The following is a 16,645-nucleotide window of genomic DNA, read 5'->3' on the forward strand; positions in this document are numbered from 1 at the left end:
TTTCCTCGCCCTGGTGGGTTGACCGCGACCGGTGCCGTTACTTCTTGCCGGACCAGAACAACGGAACCAGCGCCTCGGTCATGCCTTCCAGCTTGGCCGGGTTGTAGGCCTTGAACTTGGAGTAGCTGCCGAGCGGAACGAACAGCACCTGCTCGTAGTTGAGCTTCTGGATCGCGATGGCGATCTGCTTCTTCTTGGCCACGTCGCTCTCTTCGGCGAACTGGCCGCGCAGCTTCTCCGTCTCCTCGCTCTTGGCCCAGCCCACGTAACCGGTCTCGCCGCGCCCGTCCAGGTTCGGGTTGGTCAGCGGGCTCATCAGGTCGAGGCTGGCGAAGCCGGTCTGGAAGATGCTCCAGCCGCCTTGCGCGACGGGGTCCTTCTTGGAGTAGCGCGACAGCAGCGTGGCCCAGTCCATCGACTGGATCTCCACGTTCATGCCGATCTCCTTCAGGGCCTGCGCCGTGACCGACGCCAGGGCCCCCAGGGTCGCCAGGTCCGTCGGGTGCAGGATCACGACCTTGGCGCCGTCGTAGCCGCTCTCCTTGAGCAGTGCCTTGGCGCGTGCCATGTCGGGCTTCTTCGTCTGCGTGGCGCCTTCCTCGGACGCGTACGGCGATGCACACGACAACACGGCCCCGCACAACTGGTAGAGCTTGGCGTCGCCGATCTGCGCGTCGAGGTAGTCGGTCTGGTTGAGCGCCGCCAGCGCGGCGCGGCGCACCTTCACGTTGTTGAATGGCGGCTGCAGCCAGTTCATCTTCATCGTGAACATGTTGGTGCTCTTGCCGTAGGGCTTGAGGGCGACGTTCTTGGCACCTTCGAGCTGCGGCATGAGATCGGGCGGCACGTCCTCGACGAAGTCGACCTCGCCATTGCGCAACGCGTTGATCGCCGTCTGCGAATCGGGGATGTTGACCAGTTCGATGCGGTCGGCGATGGCCAGCTTGCCGCCCGCAAACGCACTGGACGGCTCGGCGCGCGGCAGGTAGTCGGCGAACTTCACATACGAGGCCTTCACGCCGGGCTGGAAGTTGGCGGCGACGAAGCGGTAAGGCCCCGAGCCCACCACCTCGGTGATGGCCTGCGAGACCGGCGTCGCCGCGATGCGCTTGGGCATGATGAACGGCGCCGGCAGGTTGGGCTTGGCCAGGGCCTCGAACAGCAGTCCGAACGGCTGCTTGAGCTGGATCACCACGGTGGCGGCATCCGGGCTTTCGATCTTCGCGGTGGCGGCCATCATGCGCTGGCCCACGGCATCGCGATCGGACCAGCGCTTGAGCGAGGCCACCACGTCCTCGCCGGTCACGGGCGTGCCATCGTGGAATTTCAGGCCCTTGCGCAAGGTCAGCGTGACGCTGAGTTTGTCCGGCGACTCCTTCCAGCTCTCCACCATCGCGGGCTGCGGCTTGCCGGCGGCGTCGAGTGCGAACAAGGTCTCGTACACCAGATAGGCATGGTTGCGCGTGATGTAGGCGTTGGTGAAGACCGGGTCCAGCACACGCAAGGGCGCCTGGAACACGATCTTGACCGTCGACTGCGCATGTGCGGTGGCGCACGGCACCATCGCACTGGCGACGACAGCGGCGGCAGCAAGCAGCGTGGGGGCCAGCTTGGTCGTCAGGTTTCTCATACCGGTTCCTTCATTTGAAAAGTGGAGACAAGGCAGCGCGGGCATCGCGCCCGTTCACGCGAACAGGGGCTTCCTGCCAGACCAGGGCGCCAGACGCTCGAGCTGGGCGGACAGCGTGAGCAGCACGTCCTCACGGCCGAAATGCCCGATCAACTGGGTTGCCACGGGCAGGCCTTGGGCGGTCGCCGAGAGCGGCAGGCTGACGGCCGGCAGGCCGGCGCCGTTGACCACCGGCAGGAAGGTGGAGTAGCTGGCGGCACGCGTGCGGTAGGCGCGAAAGCCAAGCCCGTCCGGCGAGTGCAGCGCCAGGTGGCCGAGCTTGGCCGGCAGCTGCGACAGCGTGGGCGTGAGCAGCACATCCAGGTCGGCCATGGCGGCCGCGAAGGCGCGGCCCACGGCATGCAGGCAGGTCACTGCTTCCACATACGCCGCGGCGGACAAGCCGCGGCCGACGTGGTAGCCGTCGAGCAGCACCGACTCGAGGTCGTCGTCCCGCAGCGGCCGGGCCAGCGCCTTGAGGCGTGCGTCGACCGCCACCACGACGTTGGCGGCCAGGATGCTGCCGTGCGCATGGACGAAGGCGTCGTAGTCGATGTCCGGCAGCGTGGCCTCGAACACCTCGTGGCCCACGGAACGCAGCAGCGCAGCCGTGTGGTCCACCGCGGCATGGCATTCCGGCGCGATGCCGATGCCGTTCCAACCCTGGCGCAAGATGCCGACGCGCAGCGGACGCACATCGGACGCGCGCACCGCATCCAGGTACGAGCCCGCCTGCGGGGGCGCGGCGTACGGCGCGCCCGGCGCATAGCCCGCGATCGCGTCGAGCGCTGCCGCCGTGTCGCGCACGCTCATGCTGAGCACGCCGTCCGTGGCCATGCCGGCCCAGCCTTCGCCGCGCTTCGGGCCGGCCGTGACGCGTCCGCGCGAAGCCTTCAGGCCGAACACGCCGCAGCACGCGGCCGGGATGCGGATCGAACCACCGCCATCGCTGCCATGCGCCACGGGCACGATGCGCGCAGCCACCGCCGATGCCGCGCCGCCGCTGGAGCCGCCGGCCGAGCGTGCGCGGTCCCAGGGGTTCGGCGTGGCACCGCCGTTGCGCAGCGCCTCGGTGGTGCCGGCCATGCACAGCTCCGGCACGGTGGTGCGCGCGAAGGGGATCAGTCCGGCCGCTTCGAAGCGGTCTGCCACCGTGGCGTTGTAGTCGTAGGCCGTGTCGTTGAGCAGCCGCGCCCCGACGCTGGACGGGAAGCGCCGATGGGCAAGGCCGGAATCCTTCAGCAGGAACGGGATGCCGCCGAACGGGCCGCGCAGCGCCCAGTCGGCCGCGATGCCGCGCGATTCCTCGTAGCGCGGATAGGTGATGGCGTTGAGCGCCGGATTGCGCGCCTGTGCCAGCGCGATCGCGCAGTCCATGAGCTCGGCGGGCGTGACCTCGCGGCGATGGAGCAGGTCGGCCAGCGCGAGGCCGTCGAGCTTCTCGTACTCGTGGGTGTTCATGCGTGCACCTTGGGGTCATGGCCGGCCAGTTGAGGCAACACGGCGTCCAGTTCGATTTCGATGAAGGCGCGGTCTGGCAGGCTTGCCACACCGACTGCGGTTCGCGCGGGCCTCGGTGCTTCGGGCCAGGCGGCACACAGCACGTCAGAGGCCGCATCGAGTACGGCGCTGTGGGCCGTGAAGTCGGCACTGCTCCGCACGAAGCCGCGCAGGCGGCACACGTCGAGATGAGAGGGCAACGCACCACCGCATGCGGCGGCCACAGCGGCCAGCACATTCAGCATCGCGACTTGCGCTGCGGCCCGGGCGGGTTCCAGCGCCTGCCCTGGCTCGCAGCTGCCCTCCATGGCCACGCCGTCGATGCGGCAGGTCTGGCCGCTGATGGCGAGCTGGCTGCTGCCATCCGCCACAGGTCGCAGATAGAAGGGCGCGTAGTGGCCCCGCGGCTGCGGTGTGGCGGGCAAGCGGTGGCCAGCGGCCTCCAGGCGCTGTTCGGGTGTCGCCGCGTTCATGGCGCGAGCATCCTGCGGCAGGCGTTGCGGGGACCGCCCGCGGCGCTCCTCGTGCAGGACAGGGCGGGCGATTGGCAGGCCGGCGCGTGATGGCCTGGAGACCAGAGGAGTGGGAGCGACGGCATGGGTTCCATGAACATGAATCTGCGCCCATGCTAGGAGCGCGTCGCGCGCCAGACCAACCGAAACGCGACACCGCGCGAACCCTTCTGCGACACGGTGCGCCGCTGCCATGCGCCTGCCTTGAAAGCATGGCCGCGGTGCTGCAGACTGCCGCATGCGGACGGCCACGCCGTCCCATAATTGCGCGCCACGCGTGCACCTTGCAGCGCATCGCATCCCACAAGCCCAAGCACCTGCCCGACCATGCTGCGATCGTTTGAACAGCTCTGCCAGGAGACGGTTGAAGGTTGGCAGATCGCCGCCGACGATGGCCATGCCGCGCAGGCCAACAGCGGTGCGTACGCCCAGCCCTGGCACTGGCACGACTGCGTGATGTTGATCCTGCCGAGCTGTGGCGCGGTGGAGCTGCAGCACGAGGATCGCCGCCAAGGGACCTGGCTGACGCACGACCGCTTTGCCGTCGTGCCGGCGAACCGGGCGCACATGACGCGGGCCGGAGCAGGGGCCCACCATGTCGCGCTCTACGCGACGGAATCGATGCTGAGCCGGCTCGACAGCGAGCTCGGCTCCCTGCGCGAGTTTCACCGCCGCACGCGCGCCGCCGTTCTGGTGCAGCGCACGCCGCGCGTCCGCGCGCTCCAGGCACTTGCCACCGGCGCCGAACACGGCGGCTATGGCCACGCCGGGATCACGCGCTCCCTGGCGGTCGCACTGCTCATCCAATGCATCGCGGAGGTCATGGCGGGGCCGGTGTTGTCGGCCGTCTCCCGGGCTGAGCACGGCATGGCGCTCGTCGCCGAGCTCAAGAACTACATCGCACGGCACGCCGACGAAGACATCCCGCTCGACGCGCTGGGCGAGCGCTTCGGCGCATCGCGGCGCCACATCACGCGCCTGTTCCGCAGGGCGACCGGTCTCTCCGTGGGCGAGTTCCAGCAGCGTGTACGGCTGCAGACGGCACGCGAGCTGCTGGGTGGCACCGATCTGCCGATCGGCGAGGTCGCGTTCCGGGTCGGTTTCGACAGCGGCACTGCGCTGAGCCATGCCATGCGCCGCGTCGATGGCTGCTCGCCGTCCGAGGTGCGCAAGGCGTCACCGCGGCGCACCGTCAGTGCGGGGCGTCCGGGCTGAGCCGCTGCGCGCGGACCTGGCTGAGATGCCCGAGGCGCTCCCGGGCAGCGGCCAACATGCTGCGCTGCAACCGCGCGAACAGCAGGGACGGCTGGCGATCGGCTTGCGCAAGCACGGCGCCATCGGGCGCGGCCACACAGCTCAGCCCGTTGTAGGCGATGCCAGCCTCCTGCCCGCAGAAGTTCGCATAGGCGACGAAGAGCTGGTTCTCGTACGCGCGGGTCGGCACCAGGTGCTGCGCCACGAAGTCGTAGCCTTCCATGTTCGCCGTCGGAACGACGACCAGGTCGGCGTGCTGCAGCGCGAGGCGGCGCGCATTCTCTGGAAACTCCACGTCGTAGCAGACCAGCATGCCGACCATCCAGCCATGCAGCGCGAACGGCAGCGTGTCTCCCCCGCCTGCGGTGAACATGCTGCGGTCGAGTTCGCCGAACAGCTGCGTCTTCTGGTGGCGACCCACGACGCGGCCGTCGCGGTCGACGCAGACGGCCATGTTGCCGATCCCGCCACGTTCGTCGCGCTCGGGGTGGCCGAACACGATCGCGATGCCGTGCCGCCTTGCCAAGGCACCCACTGCCGCTGTGCGGCCGCCGCCAGGCGCTTCGGCGAGAGCGGCGGCGGCTGCGCCACCAATGTTGTAGCCCGTCAGGAACATCTCCGGCGTGACGAGCAAGTGCGTTCCTGCGGCCGCCGCGTGCTGGCATGCGCGGTCCAGCCGTTGGAGGTTCCGCGCGACATCGCCCGGCGCAGATGTGCACTGCAGCAAGGCCAGGCGCAGCTCGTTCATTCCGGCAGCACCATCGGCCCGATGGCGCCGAACACGTCGCCGGGGCCAGGGTTGGCGCTGTGGGTGCGCCCGCCGAAGTGCCGCAGGATGCCCCACACCGCGTTGAGCGAGGTCTGCACCGCGCCTTCCACCCATGCCGGCGTCCAGGACACGTCGTCGCCTGCGATGAAGATGCCACGCTCCGCGGCCGGCATGTCGTCCTGCACGAAGTGCGCGAACATGCGCTGGTTGTAGCGGTAGTGGCCGGGCAGCGCGCCCTTGAACGCGCCAAGGAAATGCGGATCGGACTCCCACGAGACCGTGATCGGGTCGCCGACGATGTGGCTGGCGATATCGACGTTCGGATAGATCTTCTTCAAGGCGCCGAGCGCGAGCTTGACGCGCTTCTCGGGCGACTGCGGCAGCATCTTCAGCGCATCGCCCATCCACGCATAGGACAGGCAGATGACGCCGGGCTTGTCCGGGCCGTTGTCGAAAAGGTAGGTGCCGCGCGTGAGCCGGTCGGTGAGCGTCATGCTCATCACATCGCGGCCGGTCGCAGGATCCTTGTCCTTCCAGAAGGGTCGGTCGACCATGACGAAGGTCTTGCTCGACTGCATGTAGCGCGTGCGGTCCAGCGCCATCCACATCTTGTGCGAGAACAGGGATTCGTCGCAATCGATCTGCGTGGTCAGCAGCCAGCTCTGGCAGGTGGCCAGCACCGCGGCATACGACTGCTGTCCGCCCCAGCGGTCGATCACTGCCAGGCGGCCGTCCTGCTGCCGGCGAATGGCGGCCACGCCGGCCCGAGGGGCGCCGCCGTGCAGGCTGGCCAGGCTGGTGCCCGCCGGCCAGTGGACGCATTGGCTGGGCGCGTGGCGCCACAGGCCGAGCGGTACCTGCTCCACGCCGCCGACGATCAGCCGCTGCGCGTCGTCGCAGTTGGTCATCACCACGCGCAGGATCTCCAGCATCGAGTTGGGGAAATCGGAGTCCCAGCCGCCGGTGCCGAATCCAACCTGGCCGAACACTTCGCGGTGCTGGAACGACAGCTTGGCGAATGCCTTGGAGGTGGCCACGAAGTCGTAGAAGGTGCGGTCGTCCCACAAGGGGACCAGCCGATTCCACAGCGTCTTCAGCGTCGACACGTCGCGCTGGCGGATCGCTTCCTGGACCGCGCTGAACTGCGCACCATCCTCGAGTGCCTCTCGCCATGCATCGGCCACCTGCCTGAACATCGGCGGCAGGTCCGACAGCTTCTCTGCATAGTGCGTCAAGCCCTCGAGATCCACCACAGTGCTGCCGGATGCCGGCGTGAGGGGATTGGGGAACGGCCGCGTCTCCAGACCCAGCGCGTCGACGTACTTGTAGAAGGTCGTGCCGGAGACCGGGAAGCGCATTCCCCCAAGCTCGGCAACAACGCCCTGGCCGCCTTCGAAGGCCTGCGAGCGCAGGCGGCCGCCCAGCTTCGACGCCTCGTAGACCACCGGCTTGAGCCCGAGCTTCATCAGCTCATAGGCCGCCACCATGCCCGCCATGCCGGCGCCCACGATGGCGACCTCGGCACCATGCCGTTGCGGCGGCAGCTCCCCCAGTCCTGCAGGGTGGCTGATCCACGCATCGAACGCGAAGGGAAAGTCGGGTCCGAAGACGGTGACAGGAGGGCGACCGGCATGCGTTGCCGTGGCCGTGGCGGAAAGGGACATGGTCGAGGAGTCTTCCAAAGGGACGGCGTTTCGGTCGCTCAGGAAGGTACGTCTTGCCCGTTCGACCGGTCCAAGCCACAAGCCAAGGCGGTTGGAGCGCGTGCGGCGCCTCGAAAGGCGACGAGCTTGCGCAGGGGATGGACGGGGCTCAGTCTATGGACCGGACTGACCGGAGATGGGCTCGAACGGGCCCAAGGTTTTGATTGCCCGGGCCAGGCGTGCCGTTGCATGACTGCATGGGCCTGAAGATGCCGTGCACGACACCGCTGCCCTGAGAGGCACCCGTCTGCTTCGACCGGATCAGGGCGCGTAGGACACGGGGTCCCGATAGGCCGGATCGTCGTGCAGGGCCCAGTAGCCGTCGTGCAGGCGCGTCGTCACCGGGCCGGGAAATGCCTTCAGTGGCACGCCATCGAGCTTGGCGATCGGCAGCACGCCGCCGCCGCTGGAGGTGAGGAAGACCTCGTCCGCTTCGCGGAGCCGGGCGACGGGCAGCGGCGCCACGCGCACCGGAATGCCGAAATGCGCGCAGAGTTCGAGGGCTGTGCGACGCGAGATGCCTTCCAGCACGCCGCGATCGGCCGTGTGCACAACTCCATCCTTCACCGCGAACACGTTGAAGCCGGGGCCCTCCATGATGTGGCCTTGTGCGTCGACCACGCAGCTGGTGTCGCGGCCGCGGTCGTAGGCATCGAACATCGACTGCACGAGGTCCATCCAGTGGTAGTTCTTGACCGTCGGATCCACCGATTCGGGCGCAATGCGGATGCGTTCGCTGACATGCAGGTCGATGCCGGCCAACTGCTTCTCGCGCGAGGCAATCCAGACGTACGGCAGCGCATAGGCGTAGAAGCGGTTCTGCGCCTGGCGGGGATCGCGCGCGCCCCTGGGCGGCACACCGCGTGTGCAGACCATGGCGACATAGGCGTCCTGCAGGCCGCCGGCACGCACACAGCCATGCAGGATCTCGCGCAGTTCGGCGCGGCTGTAGGGAATCGCCAGGTGCATCTTCTGCAGGCTGCGGAAGAAGCGGTCCATGTGCGCGTCCAGCCGGAAGAAGCTGCCCTGCCAGGCCGTCGCGACGTCGTAGGTCACGTCCGAACGGGTGAACCCCCAGTCGAACATCGAGATCTTGGCCTCCGACAAGGGCGCGAAAGCGCCGTCGAGGAAGACGCTGCCGCCTTCGAACTGGTTCACGGGCGGGGATGGTGGAACGGGCATGGTGCGGTCTCCTTCGGCATAAATTGTACGGCGTTCAATAAAAATTGAACACTGAACAAGTGTTCCTAGAATCGGCCCATGACACCCACGCGTTCCGCGGACAGGAAGACAGCGCCAGCGCCAGCGCGTCCTGGCCGGCCACGCAAGCCCCGGTCGGCCGCTGAAGCCGCCTCGGCCCTCGGACGCGAGCGGATCGTGCAGGCAGCGCTGGCACTGATCGACGAGAAGGGCCTGGCGACCTTCAACATCCGTGCGCTCGCGACGACGCTGGGCGTGTATCCGGCCGCGATCTATTGGCATGTGCCAAGCCGCGATGCCCTGGTGGCGGGCGCCATTGCACTGGCTCTGGACGGTGTGGCCGCGCACCTGCCGCAAGGCACCTGGCAGCTTCGGCTGGCTGCGGTGATCCGCGGGTTTCGGGCGGCGTTGCGGGCCCACCCGTTCCTGGCGCCTGCGGTGGCGAGTGAACTTGCGACCAACGCCAACTTCGATGCCCTTTTGCTCGACCACGTGCTGGCGGCGCTCGAAGATGCGGGCTTCGAAGGGGCCGCGCTGGTCGATGCTTTCAACGTCGTCATCGCTGCGATGTGCGGATTCGCCACGCTGGAGCTGTCGACAGCGCCTGCCGGCTCGTCGGCCGAATGGCAGGCGGCCTGCCGGGGGCACATCGACGCGATCGATCCGGTGCGCCATCCGCGCCTGGCGCGGCACGTCGGGAGCTTGCGCGACCGTGCGTTCATGTTGCGCTGGTCGAACGGCAGCGAGCAGCCGCTCGACAGCGGTTTCGAGGCGTGGGTGGATGTGGTGGTCCGGGGGCTCGAATCGCGGAGCCGAATGCTGAGACGTCTCCCACGCGTGTAGACGCGCGGGCTGGCGACCTCAATGCGGCCGGCCCGTGGCGCAGGGCGCAGACGGCGTGCTGACCGGCGACGGCGACCACTGGGATTCCAGCACGACCTGGACTGGGAGCTGGGCCTGGTGGCGCAGCTGGAACACGAAGGCACGACGGGGATTCGCCTGTTGGCCGCGGTGTAGAAGCCGCATGCCGCGGCCGGCCACGCGCACGCCGGCCAGGGCCGGCCGGTTAGAGTCGGGGCCGCTCCGCTTCCGACTGCCCCATGAAACCGCCCGCCCGCCTGCAATCGCTCATCGAAGAAGGCTTGATCGACACCGTGGTGCGCCAGCTCATGAGCGGCAAGGAAGCCATGGTCTTCGTGGTACGCAGCGGCGACCACACGCACTGTGCCAAGGTCTACAAGGAGGCCACCCAGCGCAGTTTCCGCCAGGCGGTGGACTACACCGAGAACCGCAAGGTGAAGAACTCGCGCCAGGCCCGCGCCATGGCCAAGGGCACCAAGTTCGGCCGGCAGGCGCAGGAGGCCGCCTGGCAAAGCGCCGAGGTGGATGCCCTGTACCGGCTGGCCGATGCCGGCGTGCGCGTGCCCAAGCCCTACAACTTCTTCGAGGGCGTGCTGCTGATGGAGCTGGTCACCGACGCTGCAGGCGACGCCGCGCCGCGGCTGAACGACGTGGCCTTCACGCCCGAGGATGCGCGCCGCCACCACGCCACGCTGGTGACGGAGGTCGTGCGCATGCTGTGCGCAGGCGTCGTGCACGGCGACCTGTCGGAGTTCAACATCCTGCTGGCCGCAGACGGCCCCGTCGTCATCGACCTGCCGCAGGCCGTGGATGCGGCGGGCAACAACCATGCGCAACGCATGCTGCTGCGCGACGTGCGCAACCTGGCGGACTTCTTCGGCCAGTTCGCACCGGAACTGCGGGCCACGGCCTATGGGCCGGAGATCTGGGGCCTGTACCAGGCGGGGCTGCTGCAGGTGGACAGCCCGCTGACGGGGCGGTTCGTGCAGAGCACTGCGGCGGTGGACATGGGAGGCGTGCTGCGCGAGATCGATGCGGCGCGGGACGAGGAGGCGGCGCGGCAGCTGCGGATGGGGCGCTAGCCAGAGCCACGGGCATTGGTGAACATGGCTTCAGCCCGTCGCGATGACGGTCTGCCATGGGCTACTGCCTGTGGCTCGGGTCGCGTCGTGTGATCAACGATGCTTGCCGTGCGTGCTAACCGGGCACACGCACGCCGCGGACGCCAACGTTGGCTGCTCGGCGAACAAACTGCTTGTCGAAGGTGACCAAGGACTCGTCTTCCGGGCGCTGGTAAGCATGCACTGCGTCAGCGAAATCGAGACCTGCTGCATATGCCGCCAGGATCGCCTGCACCTGCGTCGGATGTTCAGCAGCCACGTGGTCGATCGACAGGAACTCTTGCAGACTCAACGCGATCGTCTGAACATCAAGCTTGAAGAAGCCGCGCAGCACACATTCGCATTCCATGAGCACCGCTGCCGAGACGGTGCATGTGTGGGTGTTCAGCAGCTTCATCGCCCGCGCCAATTGGGCGCGGTCGTCCCCCACCAGAAGGCGGACGACCACGTTGGTATCCAGCCAGACGCGCGGTCTGGCCATCAGCGTCCGCCGCGCCGCTCTGCTTCGTCGGCAATCGCCTGCTTCATTTCCGCGGCGCTCACGGCCTTGCCCTGATAGCCGATACGTTCCTGGATGCTCCGCAGCGTTGTACTGGCATCCTGCTTGTGCTGCGCTGAGGCCGGCCGCAGCAAGATGCCTTCATCCGTCTGCTCTGCCACCAAGGCCGTGCCCGCCGGCCAGCGTTTGGCGTCCCGCAGCGCTTTGGGGATGATGACCTGCCCCTTGCTCGAGATGTGCGTCGTGGACGTCGTGTTGGCCATGCTGATGCCCCTGGTAAGGCGGTCATCTTACCGATGCGCTGTTGTAGAGGCAACACGTGCTTTGGCCGGGGCCGCTGCCGACAGGCGCGTGCTGTCCGTTTGACCCTCGGCCTTCCCTACACCGCCACCGCTTGCCCGCTCGCCCCGCTGAAGTCGCGCTGCCACAGCGCGTGGCCCGGGTCGTCCGCCAGCGCGGGGTAGAACACACGGCCCACCTGCGGCCGGCGCTGCAGCCACTGCGCGACCTCGGTCGCATGGGGCGGTTCTGCGCCAGGCGCACGGGCAGCGTGCGCAAGCCGCACAAGGCCAGGTAAGCGTCGTCGGCACCGATGGTCAGGCCCAGGGTCCCGTAGGCGGTGGTGGGCTTGGTGGCCAGGGCCGGCGTGTCGGCCACGACGATGCCCTGCATCACATCCGAGCAGCCGCCGCTCCAGGTGTTGTCGGCCGACACGGGGATGCCGTGCGCGCGCCACGACCGCCAGCGCAGGCAGGGTCCAGCACCTCGTGGAGCAGCGAGCTGGGCGACTCCAGGTACACCAGCTTGGTGTTGGGCCGGATCTTCGCGGCGAGGTGGTCTCGCGAGGGCGATAGGTATTCGAGCGTGATCCGCAGGGGCTGCAACAGCGTGGCGTCCACACGGCGCCTGCAAGCAACGTATAGCCAAGCCGCGACCTTGGCTGGCGCCGTGTGTGGATTTGCAGGCCGCCGAACAACATGCCGATCGCGAGCCAATGCGTTCGGCCAGGGACTGTCCTATCGCGACCCATCGCGGGCCTTGGTGGACGCACGGCAGCGGCTGTGGGTCCACCGTGCCGATCGACTTTCGCTCCGGCCGCAGGCGGCAGGGCATCGTCTCACGCGGTCGTCGCGAGCGGCTGCGCCCGCGTGGCCGGGTCGATGTACCGGTGCCGCACATGGCGCTCGAGCCAGTCCACGATGCGCAGCGCCGCGTCTTCGCGGCAAGACGGCGCGCCGCTGGCCAGGAAGCCGTGGGTTTCGCCCGGGTAGAGCACCAGTTCGGTCGGCACTTCGCTGGCCCGGGCCAGGCTGACGAACAGCTCCTCGGACTGGCACTTGGGGCAGCGTTCGTCTTCCTTGCCCTGCATGAACAGTGTGGGCGTGGACGACTTCTCGATGTGCTGCAGCGGCGACAGCTTGCGCGCCAGTTCCCGGTCGAACACGGGCTGGCTCCCCATGTAGAAGGGATCGGCGTAGTAGCCGCCATCGGAGGTGCCGTAGTGGGTTTCGATGTTGCCGACCGGCGCCATGACCACCGCCGCCTGGAACACCCCGCTGTTGCCCGTCGCATAGGCGCTCAGAAAGCCGCCATACGATTTGCCCGAGACAGCCACGCGTTCATCGCACAGGCCCTGCTCGCGCAATTGCCCGATCGCAGCCAGGTACTGGGGCAGATCCAGTTCACCCCAACGGCCCGCCAGACGCTTGCAGAATTCCCGGCCGAAGCTGGCCGAGCCGACTGCATTCAGCGCCAGCACCGACCATCCCGCTGCGCACAGGGTGTGCCAGTACACATTGGTATCGAAGTCCAGCAGTGCGTAGCTGGCCGGGCCGCCATGGATGTCGCAGAGCAGCGGTTGGGGGCCGGTGCTGCCGCGCCGCCGCAGCAGCCACCCCTGCACCGTCTCCTTGCCGCCTCGGCCGTCTGGCACCTCGAACGAGATGGAGCTCGTCTCGATCGGGTCGCGTGCATCCCACCATGGGTTGAGCCGGCTGAGTTGCCGTTCGTTCTGGACCGCCGCTGCGCCCGACCGTGGCATCACCCAGACCTCGCTGGGCTGCGACGGGTGGTCAACGGCATAGACCAGGTGCGATGGTGTCGCGCAGAACGCACTCAGCTGCCGGTCGCCGCCTGCCATCACGGTCACCGACTGATCCTGCACGCGAAGCGCCGCGATCTGGTGGCAGCCCCTGTGCGCCCGGCTGAACACCAGGCTCGCGCCATCGTCGTCCCAGCACATGGACACCGGATCGGCCACATCGACGGTCTCTTGGCACAGCGGCCTGGCCACGGCGCTGTCTACATCGAACAGCCACAGCACTGGCTCCGCATCCCCTTCATCCGTGGCACCGGTGAAGGCGATGCTGCGGCCGTCGGGCGACCAGTGCGGCTGCATGACGATGGCGTGGTGGGCGGTCAAGCGCCGGGGCCGGCCTCCGTCGGCAGCGCAGACCCACAGGTCGTTGCAGTGCGCGAATCGGCCTTCCCTCGTCCGCGCGTAGGCGATCTGGCTGCCGTCGGCCGACACGTCGAATGCCAGCACGTCGAAGGCGCCATCGGTCAGCTGGCTGCGTTCGCCGCAGTCCAGCGCGAGCCGGAACAGGTGGAACTCCCGCTGGAGAAGGAAGCCGACGCCGTCTTCCTTGTACGGCAGCCGCCATGCCAGCTCTGGCCGGCACTTCTTCTGGGTCGGCTTGCGCCCGAGCGCACGCGCTCCGCGGAGGTCCGGGTCCACCTCTACAGCAGCGCAGACGAGCAGAGCCGTGCCCGACGGAAACCACCGCAGATCGGAGATGCCCTGGGGGAACGTCCCGACCTGGCGGGCTTCGCCCCCGGCAGGGTCGATGACGAACACCTGGGAGGTGCCGGTCCGGGTGGAGATGAAGGCGAGCTGTGTGCCGTCGGGCGACCACCGGGGCGCGCTGTCCTGCCCGGGCCCGCGCGTGAGTTGCCTGGCAGCCGATCCGTCCAGCGCAAAAGTCCAGATGCACGAGACATGCTGGTCCTGTTCAACATCGACGGATTTGACGGTGCATGCGGCTGTCGCGGCCGAGCACTGGATCTCCGTCACGTGGTGGTTCAGGAACAGGTCAGGGACCGCGAACGGTTGTGTCGACATGCGGTGCAAAGCAAGAGCTGGTAGGCCCCCACCCGGGCATTCGGCGTTCCCGGCCCGCGTGCGCGGACGGGCTTTCGGGCCGGGCCATCGCAAGCGGGGAGCCGCACAAGTTGCAGCAGTTGCTCCGTCCCGCGAAGCAGGGAGCACTGCCCGGGCAGATTGCCGGGCACATCTCGGCCCTTGTCGAGAGGCCCGGGCTGTGAACGCGGCAATTTCCGGGAACCCGGCTTGCCGGGAGGACTTCTGCGATCCATCCTGCGCCTCACCCGTCGGGTGAGACACCATGGCAGCGCAACAACAACCGGCAGGTCTTCATGAAACTCTTGCGTGTGCGCCGCGCGCGCCTGTTCCAGCGGCTGATCCGCGCAGCGCTCGCCACAGGGGCTACCGCCGCGCTGCTCGCCTGTGCAGGCGGTGTGCAGCCGGGCATGTCACGCGGCGACGTCGTGTCACGCCTCGGCTCGCCAACCCGCAGCGTTGCACTGCCCATGGGCGGCGAGCGCCTGCAGTACTCCTCCCAGCCCGCAGGGCAGCAAGCGGTCATGGTCGATCTGGCGCCGGACGGGCGTGTGGTCCAGTCCCGCCAGGTGCTGAACGAGACCGACCTCGGCCGCATCGGCACCGCCGGCGATTGGACGCGCGCAGACGTCGAACGCGAGTTCGGCCCTCCGGCCTCGGTCGGCCACGTGGCGTCCTGGAACGGACCGATCCTCACCTACCGCTGGCGGGGTGGCGGTGTCGATCAGGTCTATTCGGTGTATCTGGACGGGCAAGGTGTGGTGCGCCGCGCGCACACGGGGATGGACCCGGCACATTTCCGCGATCGCCGCTGAGCGCACGCGCATGAAAGAGGCCGCGAAGGCAGGAGCGCGGTGCCGGAACGGGCTGGCCGCTGCGCTGCGGCGGAAAATCTTGCCGCAACTTCGGTACCCGCTGGGCGGACAGGCACCGGCCGCACGCCGCGCTGCGCTGCGTTCCGCCGCGCCATGTCCTCAGTGCAGCTTGAGTGTGGGCTGGTAGGTCTTTTCCAGCCAGTCGCCCAGCAGCCTGGCCAGCATGCCGCGCCAGCCGTGGATCGCCAGTTCGTGCCGGCGGTACAGCCAGGCGTAGACCAGCTTGGCACTCAGCCCCTGCACGATCTGCTCGCGGCTGTGGCGCCCGAAACGGGTCGTCAGGTTGCCAGCCGCGCCGCGGTCGCCCAGGGACACGATGGCCCCCGCGCTGGCGAAACGGAAGGGCGCCGGGCGGCGTCCGCGCGCCTCGTCGTGCAGCGCCCCAGCGAGGTACGCGGCCTGGGCAGACGCGATCTGTGCCGTATAGGGGGCGGGGCGGCCGTTGGCGGGATCGGTCCATTCAGCGCAGTCTCCGATGGCGTAGACATGCTCCAGCCCGGCACAGCGCAGGCGCTCGTCCACCTGCACCCGGCCGGACCGCGTGCGCCGCAGGGCGGGCATCCGCTCGAACACGCGCGGCCCCTGGATGCCGGCGGTCCAGATGCGCAGCTGCGCATCGATGCGGCGGCCGCTCGTCAGCACCACACCCGCGTCGTCCACGCGTGCCACGCGGTCGCCCAGGACCAGCTCCACCCGGCGTGCTCTCAGCGCGCCGGCGGCGTAGACCGACACCTGCGGCGGATTGGCGCTCAGCAGGCGGTCGGCGCCTTCGACGAGGGTGAGCTGCACCTTGGAGCGGTCCAGCCCCGGTTCGTGCTCCCACAGCGCGTCGAGCGCATGGTGGATATCCGCGCTGAGTTCGACCCCCGTGGCCCCCCCGCCGATCACGACCACCGAGAGTTCCGGCTGCTCGTGGCGGGCGATGCGGAAGGCCGCCGTGAGCAGGGCGTCGCGCAGCAGCAGGGCCTGTGCCGTGTTGTTGAGAAACAGGCAGTGCGCGCGCGCGCCCGGCGTGCCGAAGTCGTTCTCGTCGCTGCCCAGGGCCAGCACCAGCCTGCCGTACGAGATGGCGCGTTCCGGCAGCACTTGCCGGCCATCGGTTCCCATCAGCGGCGCCAACCGCACGCTGCGCCGGACCGGGTCGACCTGCTGCAGCGTGCCGATTTCGAAGTGGTAGCCGTGCGCACGCGCATGGCCCAGGTACGAAGTCTCTGCGCCTGCCCGGCTCTGCATGGCCGTGGCGATCTCGTGCAGCCGCGGCTTCCAGACATGGCCCAGGCCATGGTCGACCAGCACGACCGGCGCTGGCGCCGCGCCGGCCCGTGCCCGGGACAGCCGAGTGACGAGTTCCAGGCCAGCAGCACCGCCGCCGACGACCACGGTGGGCGACAGGCCGTATGCAGGAACGGGCGCCGAGGCGCGGGGCGGTACGCCGGCGGGCACGGGCGCACGCTGGCGCAGCAAGGGATGCAAGGTCATGGCTCCTTCCATGGCAAGCCGACTTTTCCGCACGGATCTGGACCTGGCACTGCCTGCACTGGCG

The 16,645-nt window shown here is 68.6% G+C and carries 14 protein-coding genes and 1 pseudogene; 4 read left to right on the top strand and 11 right to left on the bottom strand.

The features are described from left to right. Positions 1-37: 37 nt before the first annotated feature. Genes DES41_RS19275 through DES41_RS19285 form a run of 3 tightly spaced genes read right to left on the bottom strand, consistent with a single transcriptional unit; the run spans position 38 to position 3,876 of the window. A complete protein-coding gene (locus DES41_RS19275) occupies positions 38-1,630 on the bottom strand; it encodes an ABC transporter substrate-binding protein (protein WP_114469276.1) in 1,593 nt (530 codons plus the stop codon). Between the two features lie 54 nt (positions 1,631-1,684). Next, positions 1,685-3,130: an amidase gene (locus tag DES41_RS19280; protein ID WP_114469277.1), complete on the bottom strand. Its 1,446-nt coding sequence runs from the start codon at positions 3,128-3,130 to the stop codon at positions 1,685-1,687. Continuing rightward, positions 3,127-3,876, bottom strand: coding sequence for a RidA family protein (locus DES41_RS19285; protein ID WP_245965776.1), 750 nt, complete (start codon positions 3,874-3,876; stop codon positions 3,127-3,129). Before DES41_RS19285 ends, DES41_RS19280 begins: the two co-directional genes overlap by 4 nt. 132 nt (positions 3,877-4,008) lie before the next feature. Here DES41_RS19285 and DES41_RS19290 point away from each other — a divergent pair, with 132 nt between their 5' ends. Next, the gene (locus tag DES41_RS19290; protein ID WP_114469279.1) at positions 4,009-4,896 is read left to right on the top strand and encodes an AraC family transcriptional regulator; all 888 of its coding nucleotides are present in this window, start codon (positions 4,009-4,011) and stop codon (positions 4,894-4,896) included. Here the strand turns inward: DES41_RS19290 and DES41_RS19295 are convergent. From DES41_RS19295 to DES41_RS19305, 3 genes are all read right to left on the bottom strand, one after another. Continuing rightward, positions 4,874-5,683: a carbon-nitrogen hydrolase family protein gene (locus DES41_RS19295; protein ID WP_211333009.1), complete on the bottom strand. Its 810-nt coding sequence runs from the start codon at positions 5,681-5,683 to the stop codon at positions 4,874-4,876. The genes DES41_RS19290 and DES41_RS19295 overlap by 23 nt on opposite strands. Then, a complete protein-coding gene (locus DES41_RS19300; protein ID WP_114469280.1) occupies positions 5,680-7,368 on the bottom strand; it encodes a flavin monoamine oxidase family protein in 1,689 nt (562 codons plus the stop codon). The genes DES41_RS19295 and DES41_RS19300 overlap by 4 nt, the downstream gene beginning before the upstream one ends. Before the next feature lie 300 nt (positions 7,369-7,668). Further along, positions 7,669-8,589 (bottom strand): aminotransferase class IV, encoded by a 921-nt coding sequence (locus tag DES41_RS19305; RefSeq protein ID WP_114469281.1) that lies wholly within the window; start codon positions 8,587-8,589, stop codon positions 7,669-7,671. Between the two features lie 195 nt (positions 8,590-8,784). Between DES41_RS19305 and DES41_RS19310 the strand changes: the two genes are divergently transcribed. Continuing rightward, on the top strand, positions 8,785-9,450 hold the full coding sequence (locus tag DES41_RS19310; RefSeq protein WP_170168226.1) for a TetR/AcrR family transcriptional regulator: 666 nt from the start codon (positions 8,785-8,787) through the stop codon (positions 9,448-9,450). A gap of 257 nt (positions 9,451-9,707) precedes the next feature. Beyond that, on the top strand, positions 9,708-10,550 hold the full coding sequence (locus tag DES41_RS19315; protein WP_114469283.1) for a PA4780 family RIO1-like protein kinase: 843 nt from the start codon (positions 9,708-9,710) through the stop codon (positions 10,548-10,550). Positions 10,551-10,665: 115 nt separating this feature from the next. Here the strand turns inward: DES41_RS19315 and DES41_RS19320 are convergent, their stop codons facing one another. The 4 genes and pseudogenes from DES41_RS19320 to DES41_RS19335 form a co-directional block, all read right to left on the bottom strand. Next, on the bottom strand, positions 10,666-11,070 hold the full coding sequence (locus DES41_RS19320) for a type II toxin-antitoxin system VapC family toxin (RefSeq protein ID WP_114469284.1): 405 nt from the start codon (positions 11,068-11,070) through the stop codon (positions 10,666-10,668). Continuing rightward, positions 11,070-11,351, bottom strand: coding sequence for an AbrB/MazE/SpoVT family DNA-binding domain-containing protein (locus DES41_RS19325; RefSeq protein WP_114469285.1), 282 nt, complete (start codon positions 11,349-11,351; stop codon positions 11,070-11,072). The genes DES41_RS19320 and DES41_RS19325 overlap by 1 nt, the downstream gene beginning before the upstream one ends. A gap of 134 nt (positions 11,352-11,485) precedes the next feature. Continuing rightward, positions 11,486-11,993 (bottom strand): annotated as a pseudogene (locus DES41_RS19330) (PLP-dependent transferase); the annotation flags it as partial. 212 nt (positions 11,994-12,205) lie between these two features. Beyond that, positions 12,206-14,209 carry a S9 family peptidase gene (locus tag DES41_RS19335; protein ID WP_170168227.1) on the bottom strand — a complete coding sequence of 668 codons (2,004 nt, stop codon included), beginning with the start codon at positions 14,207-14,209 and terminating at the stop codon, positions 12,206-12,208. A 314-nt stretch (positions 14,210-14,523) separates the two neighbouring features. Between DES41_RS19335 and DES41_RS19340 the strand changes: the two genes are divergently transcribed. Beyond that, positions 14,524-15,042 (top strand): hypothetical protein, encoded by a 519-nt coding sequence (locus tag DES41_RS19340; RefSeq protein ID WP_114469287.1) that lies wholly within the window; start codon positions 14,524-14,526, stop codon positions 15,040-15,042. Positions 15,043-15,201: 159 nt separating this feature from the next. Here DES41_RS19340 and DES41_RS19345 read toward each other — a convergent pair whose 3' ends face one another. Further along, complete coding sequence (locus DES41_RS19345; RefSeq protein ID WP_170168228.1) at positions 15,202-16,581, bottom strand: NAD(P)/FAD-dependent oxidoreductase; 1,380 nt, start codon at positions 16,579-16,581, stop codon at positions 15,202-15,204. Positions 16,582-16,645 lie beyond the last annotated feature (64 nt).

This window comes from Pseudorhodoferax soli (genome assembly GCF_003337555.1).
Classification (GTDB): Bacteria; Pseudomonadota; Gammaproteobacteria; order Burkholderiales; family Burkholderiaceae_C; genus Pseudorhodoferax; species Pseudorhodoferax soli.

Excerpts from the sequence above, each read along its gene's own strand:
- DES41_RS19275 (WP_114469276.1), bottom strand. The coding sequence starts at position 1,630 with ATGAGAAACCTGACGACCAAGCTGGCCCCCACGCTGCTTGCTGCCGCC.
- DES41_RS19280 (WP_114469277.1), bottom strand. The coding sequence starts at position 3,130 with ATGAACACCCACGAGTACGAGAAGCTCGACGGCCTCGCGCTGGCCGAC.
- DES41_RS19285 (WP_245965776.1), bottom strand. The coding sequence starts at position 3,876 with ATGGCAGCGGCGCACCGTGTCGCAGAAGGGTTCGCGCGGTGTCGCGTT.
- DES41_RS19290 (WP_114469279.1), top strand. The coding sequence starts at position 4,009 with ATGCTGCGATCGTTTGAACAGCTCTGCCAGGAGACGGTTGAAGGTTGG.
- DES41_RS19295 (WP_211333009.1), bottom strand. The coding sequence starts at position 5,683 with ATGAACGAGCTGCGCCTGGCCTTGCTGCAGTGCACATCTGCGCCGGGC.
- DES41_RS19300 (WP_114469280.1), bottom strand. The coding sequence starts at position 7,368 with ATGTCCCTTTCCGCCACGGCCACGGCAACGCATGCCGGTCGCCCTCCT.
- DES41_RS19305 (WP_114469281.1), bottom strand. The coding sequence starts at position 8,589 with ATGCCCGTTCCACCATCCCCGCCCGTGAACCAGTTCGAAGGCGGCAGC.
- DES41_RS19315 (WP_114469283.1), top strand. The coding sequence starts at position 9,708 with ATGAAACCGCCCGCCCGCCTGCAATCGCTCATCGAAGAAGGCTTGATC.
- DES41_RS19320 (WP_114469284.1), bottom strand. The coding sequence starts at position 11,070 with ATGGCCAGACCGCGCGTCTGGCTGGATACCAACGTGGTCGTCCGCCTT.
- DES41_RS19325 (WP_114469285.1), bottom strand. The coding sequence starts at position 11,351 with ATGGCCAACACGACGTCCACGACGCACATCTCGAGCAAGGGGCAGGTC.
- DES41_RS19335 (WP_170168227.1), bottom strand. The coding sequence starts at position 14,209 with ATGTCGACACAACCGTTCGCGGTCCCTGACCTGTTCCTGAACCACCAC.
- DES41_RS19340 (WP_114469287.1), top strand. The coding sequence starts at position 14,524 with ATGAAACTCTTGCGTGTGCGCCGCGCGCGCCTGTTCCAGCGGCTGATC.
- DES41_RS19345 (WP_170168228.1), bottom strand. The coding sequence starts at position 16,581 with ATGACCTTGCATCCCTTGCTGCGCCAGCGTGCGCCCGTGCCCGCCGGC.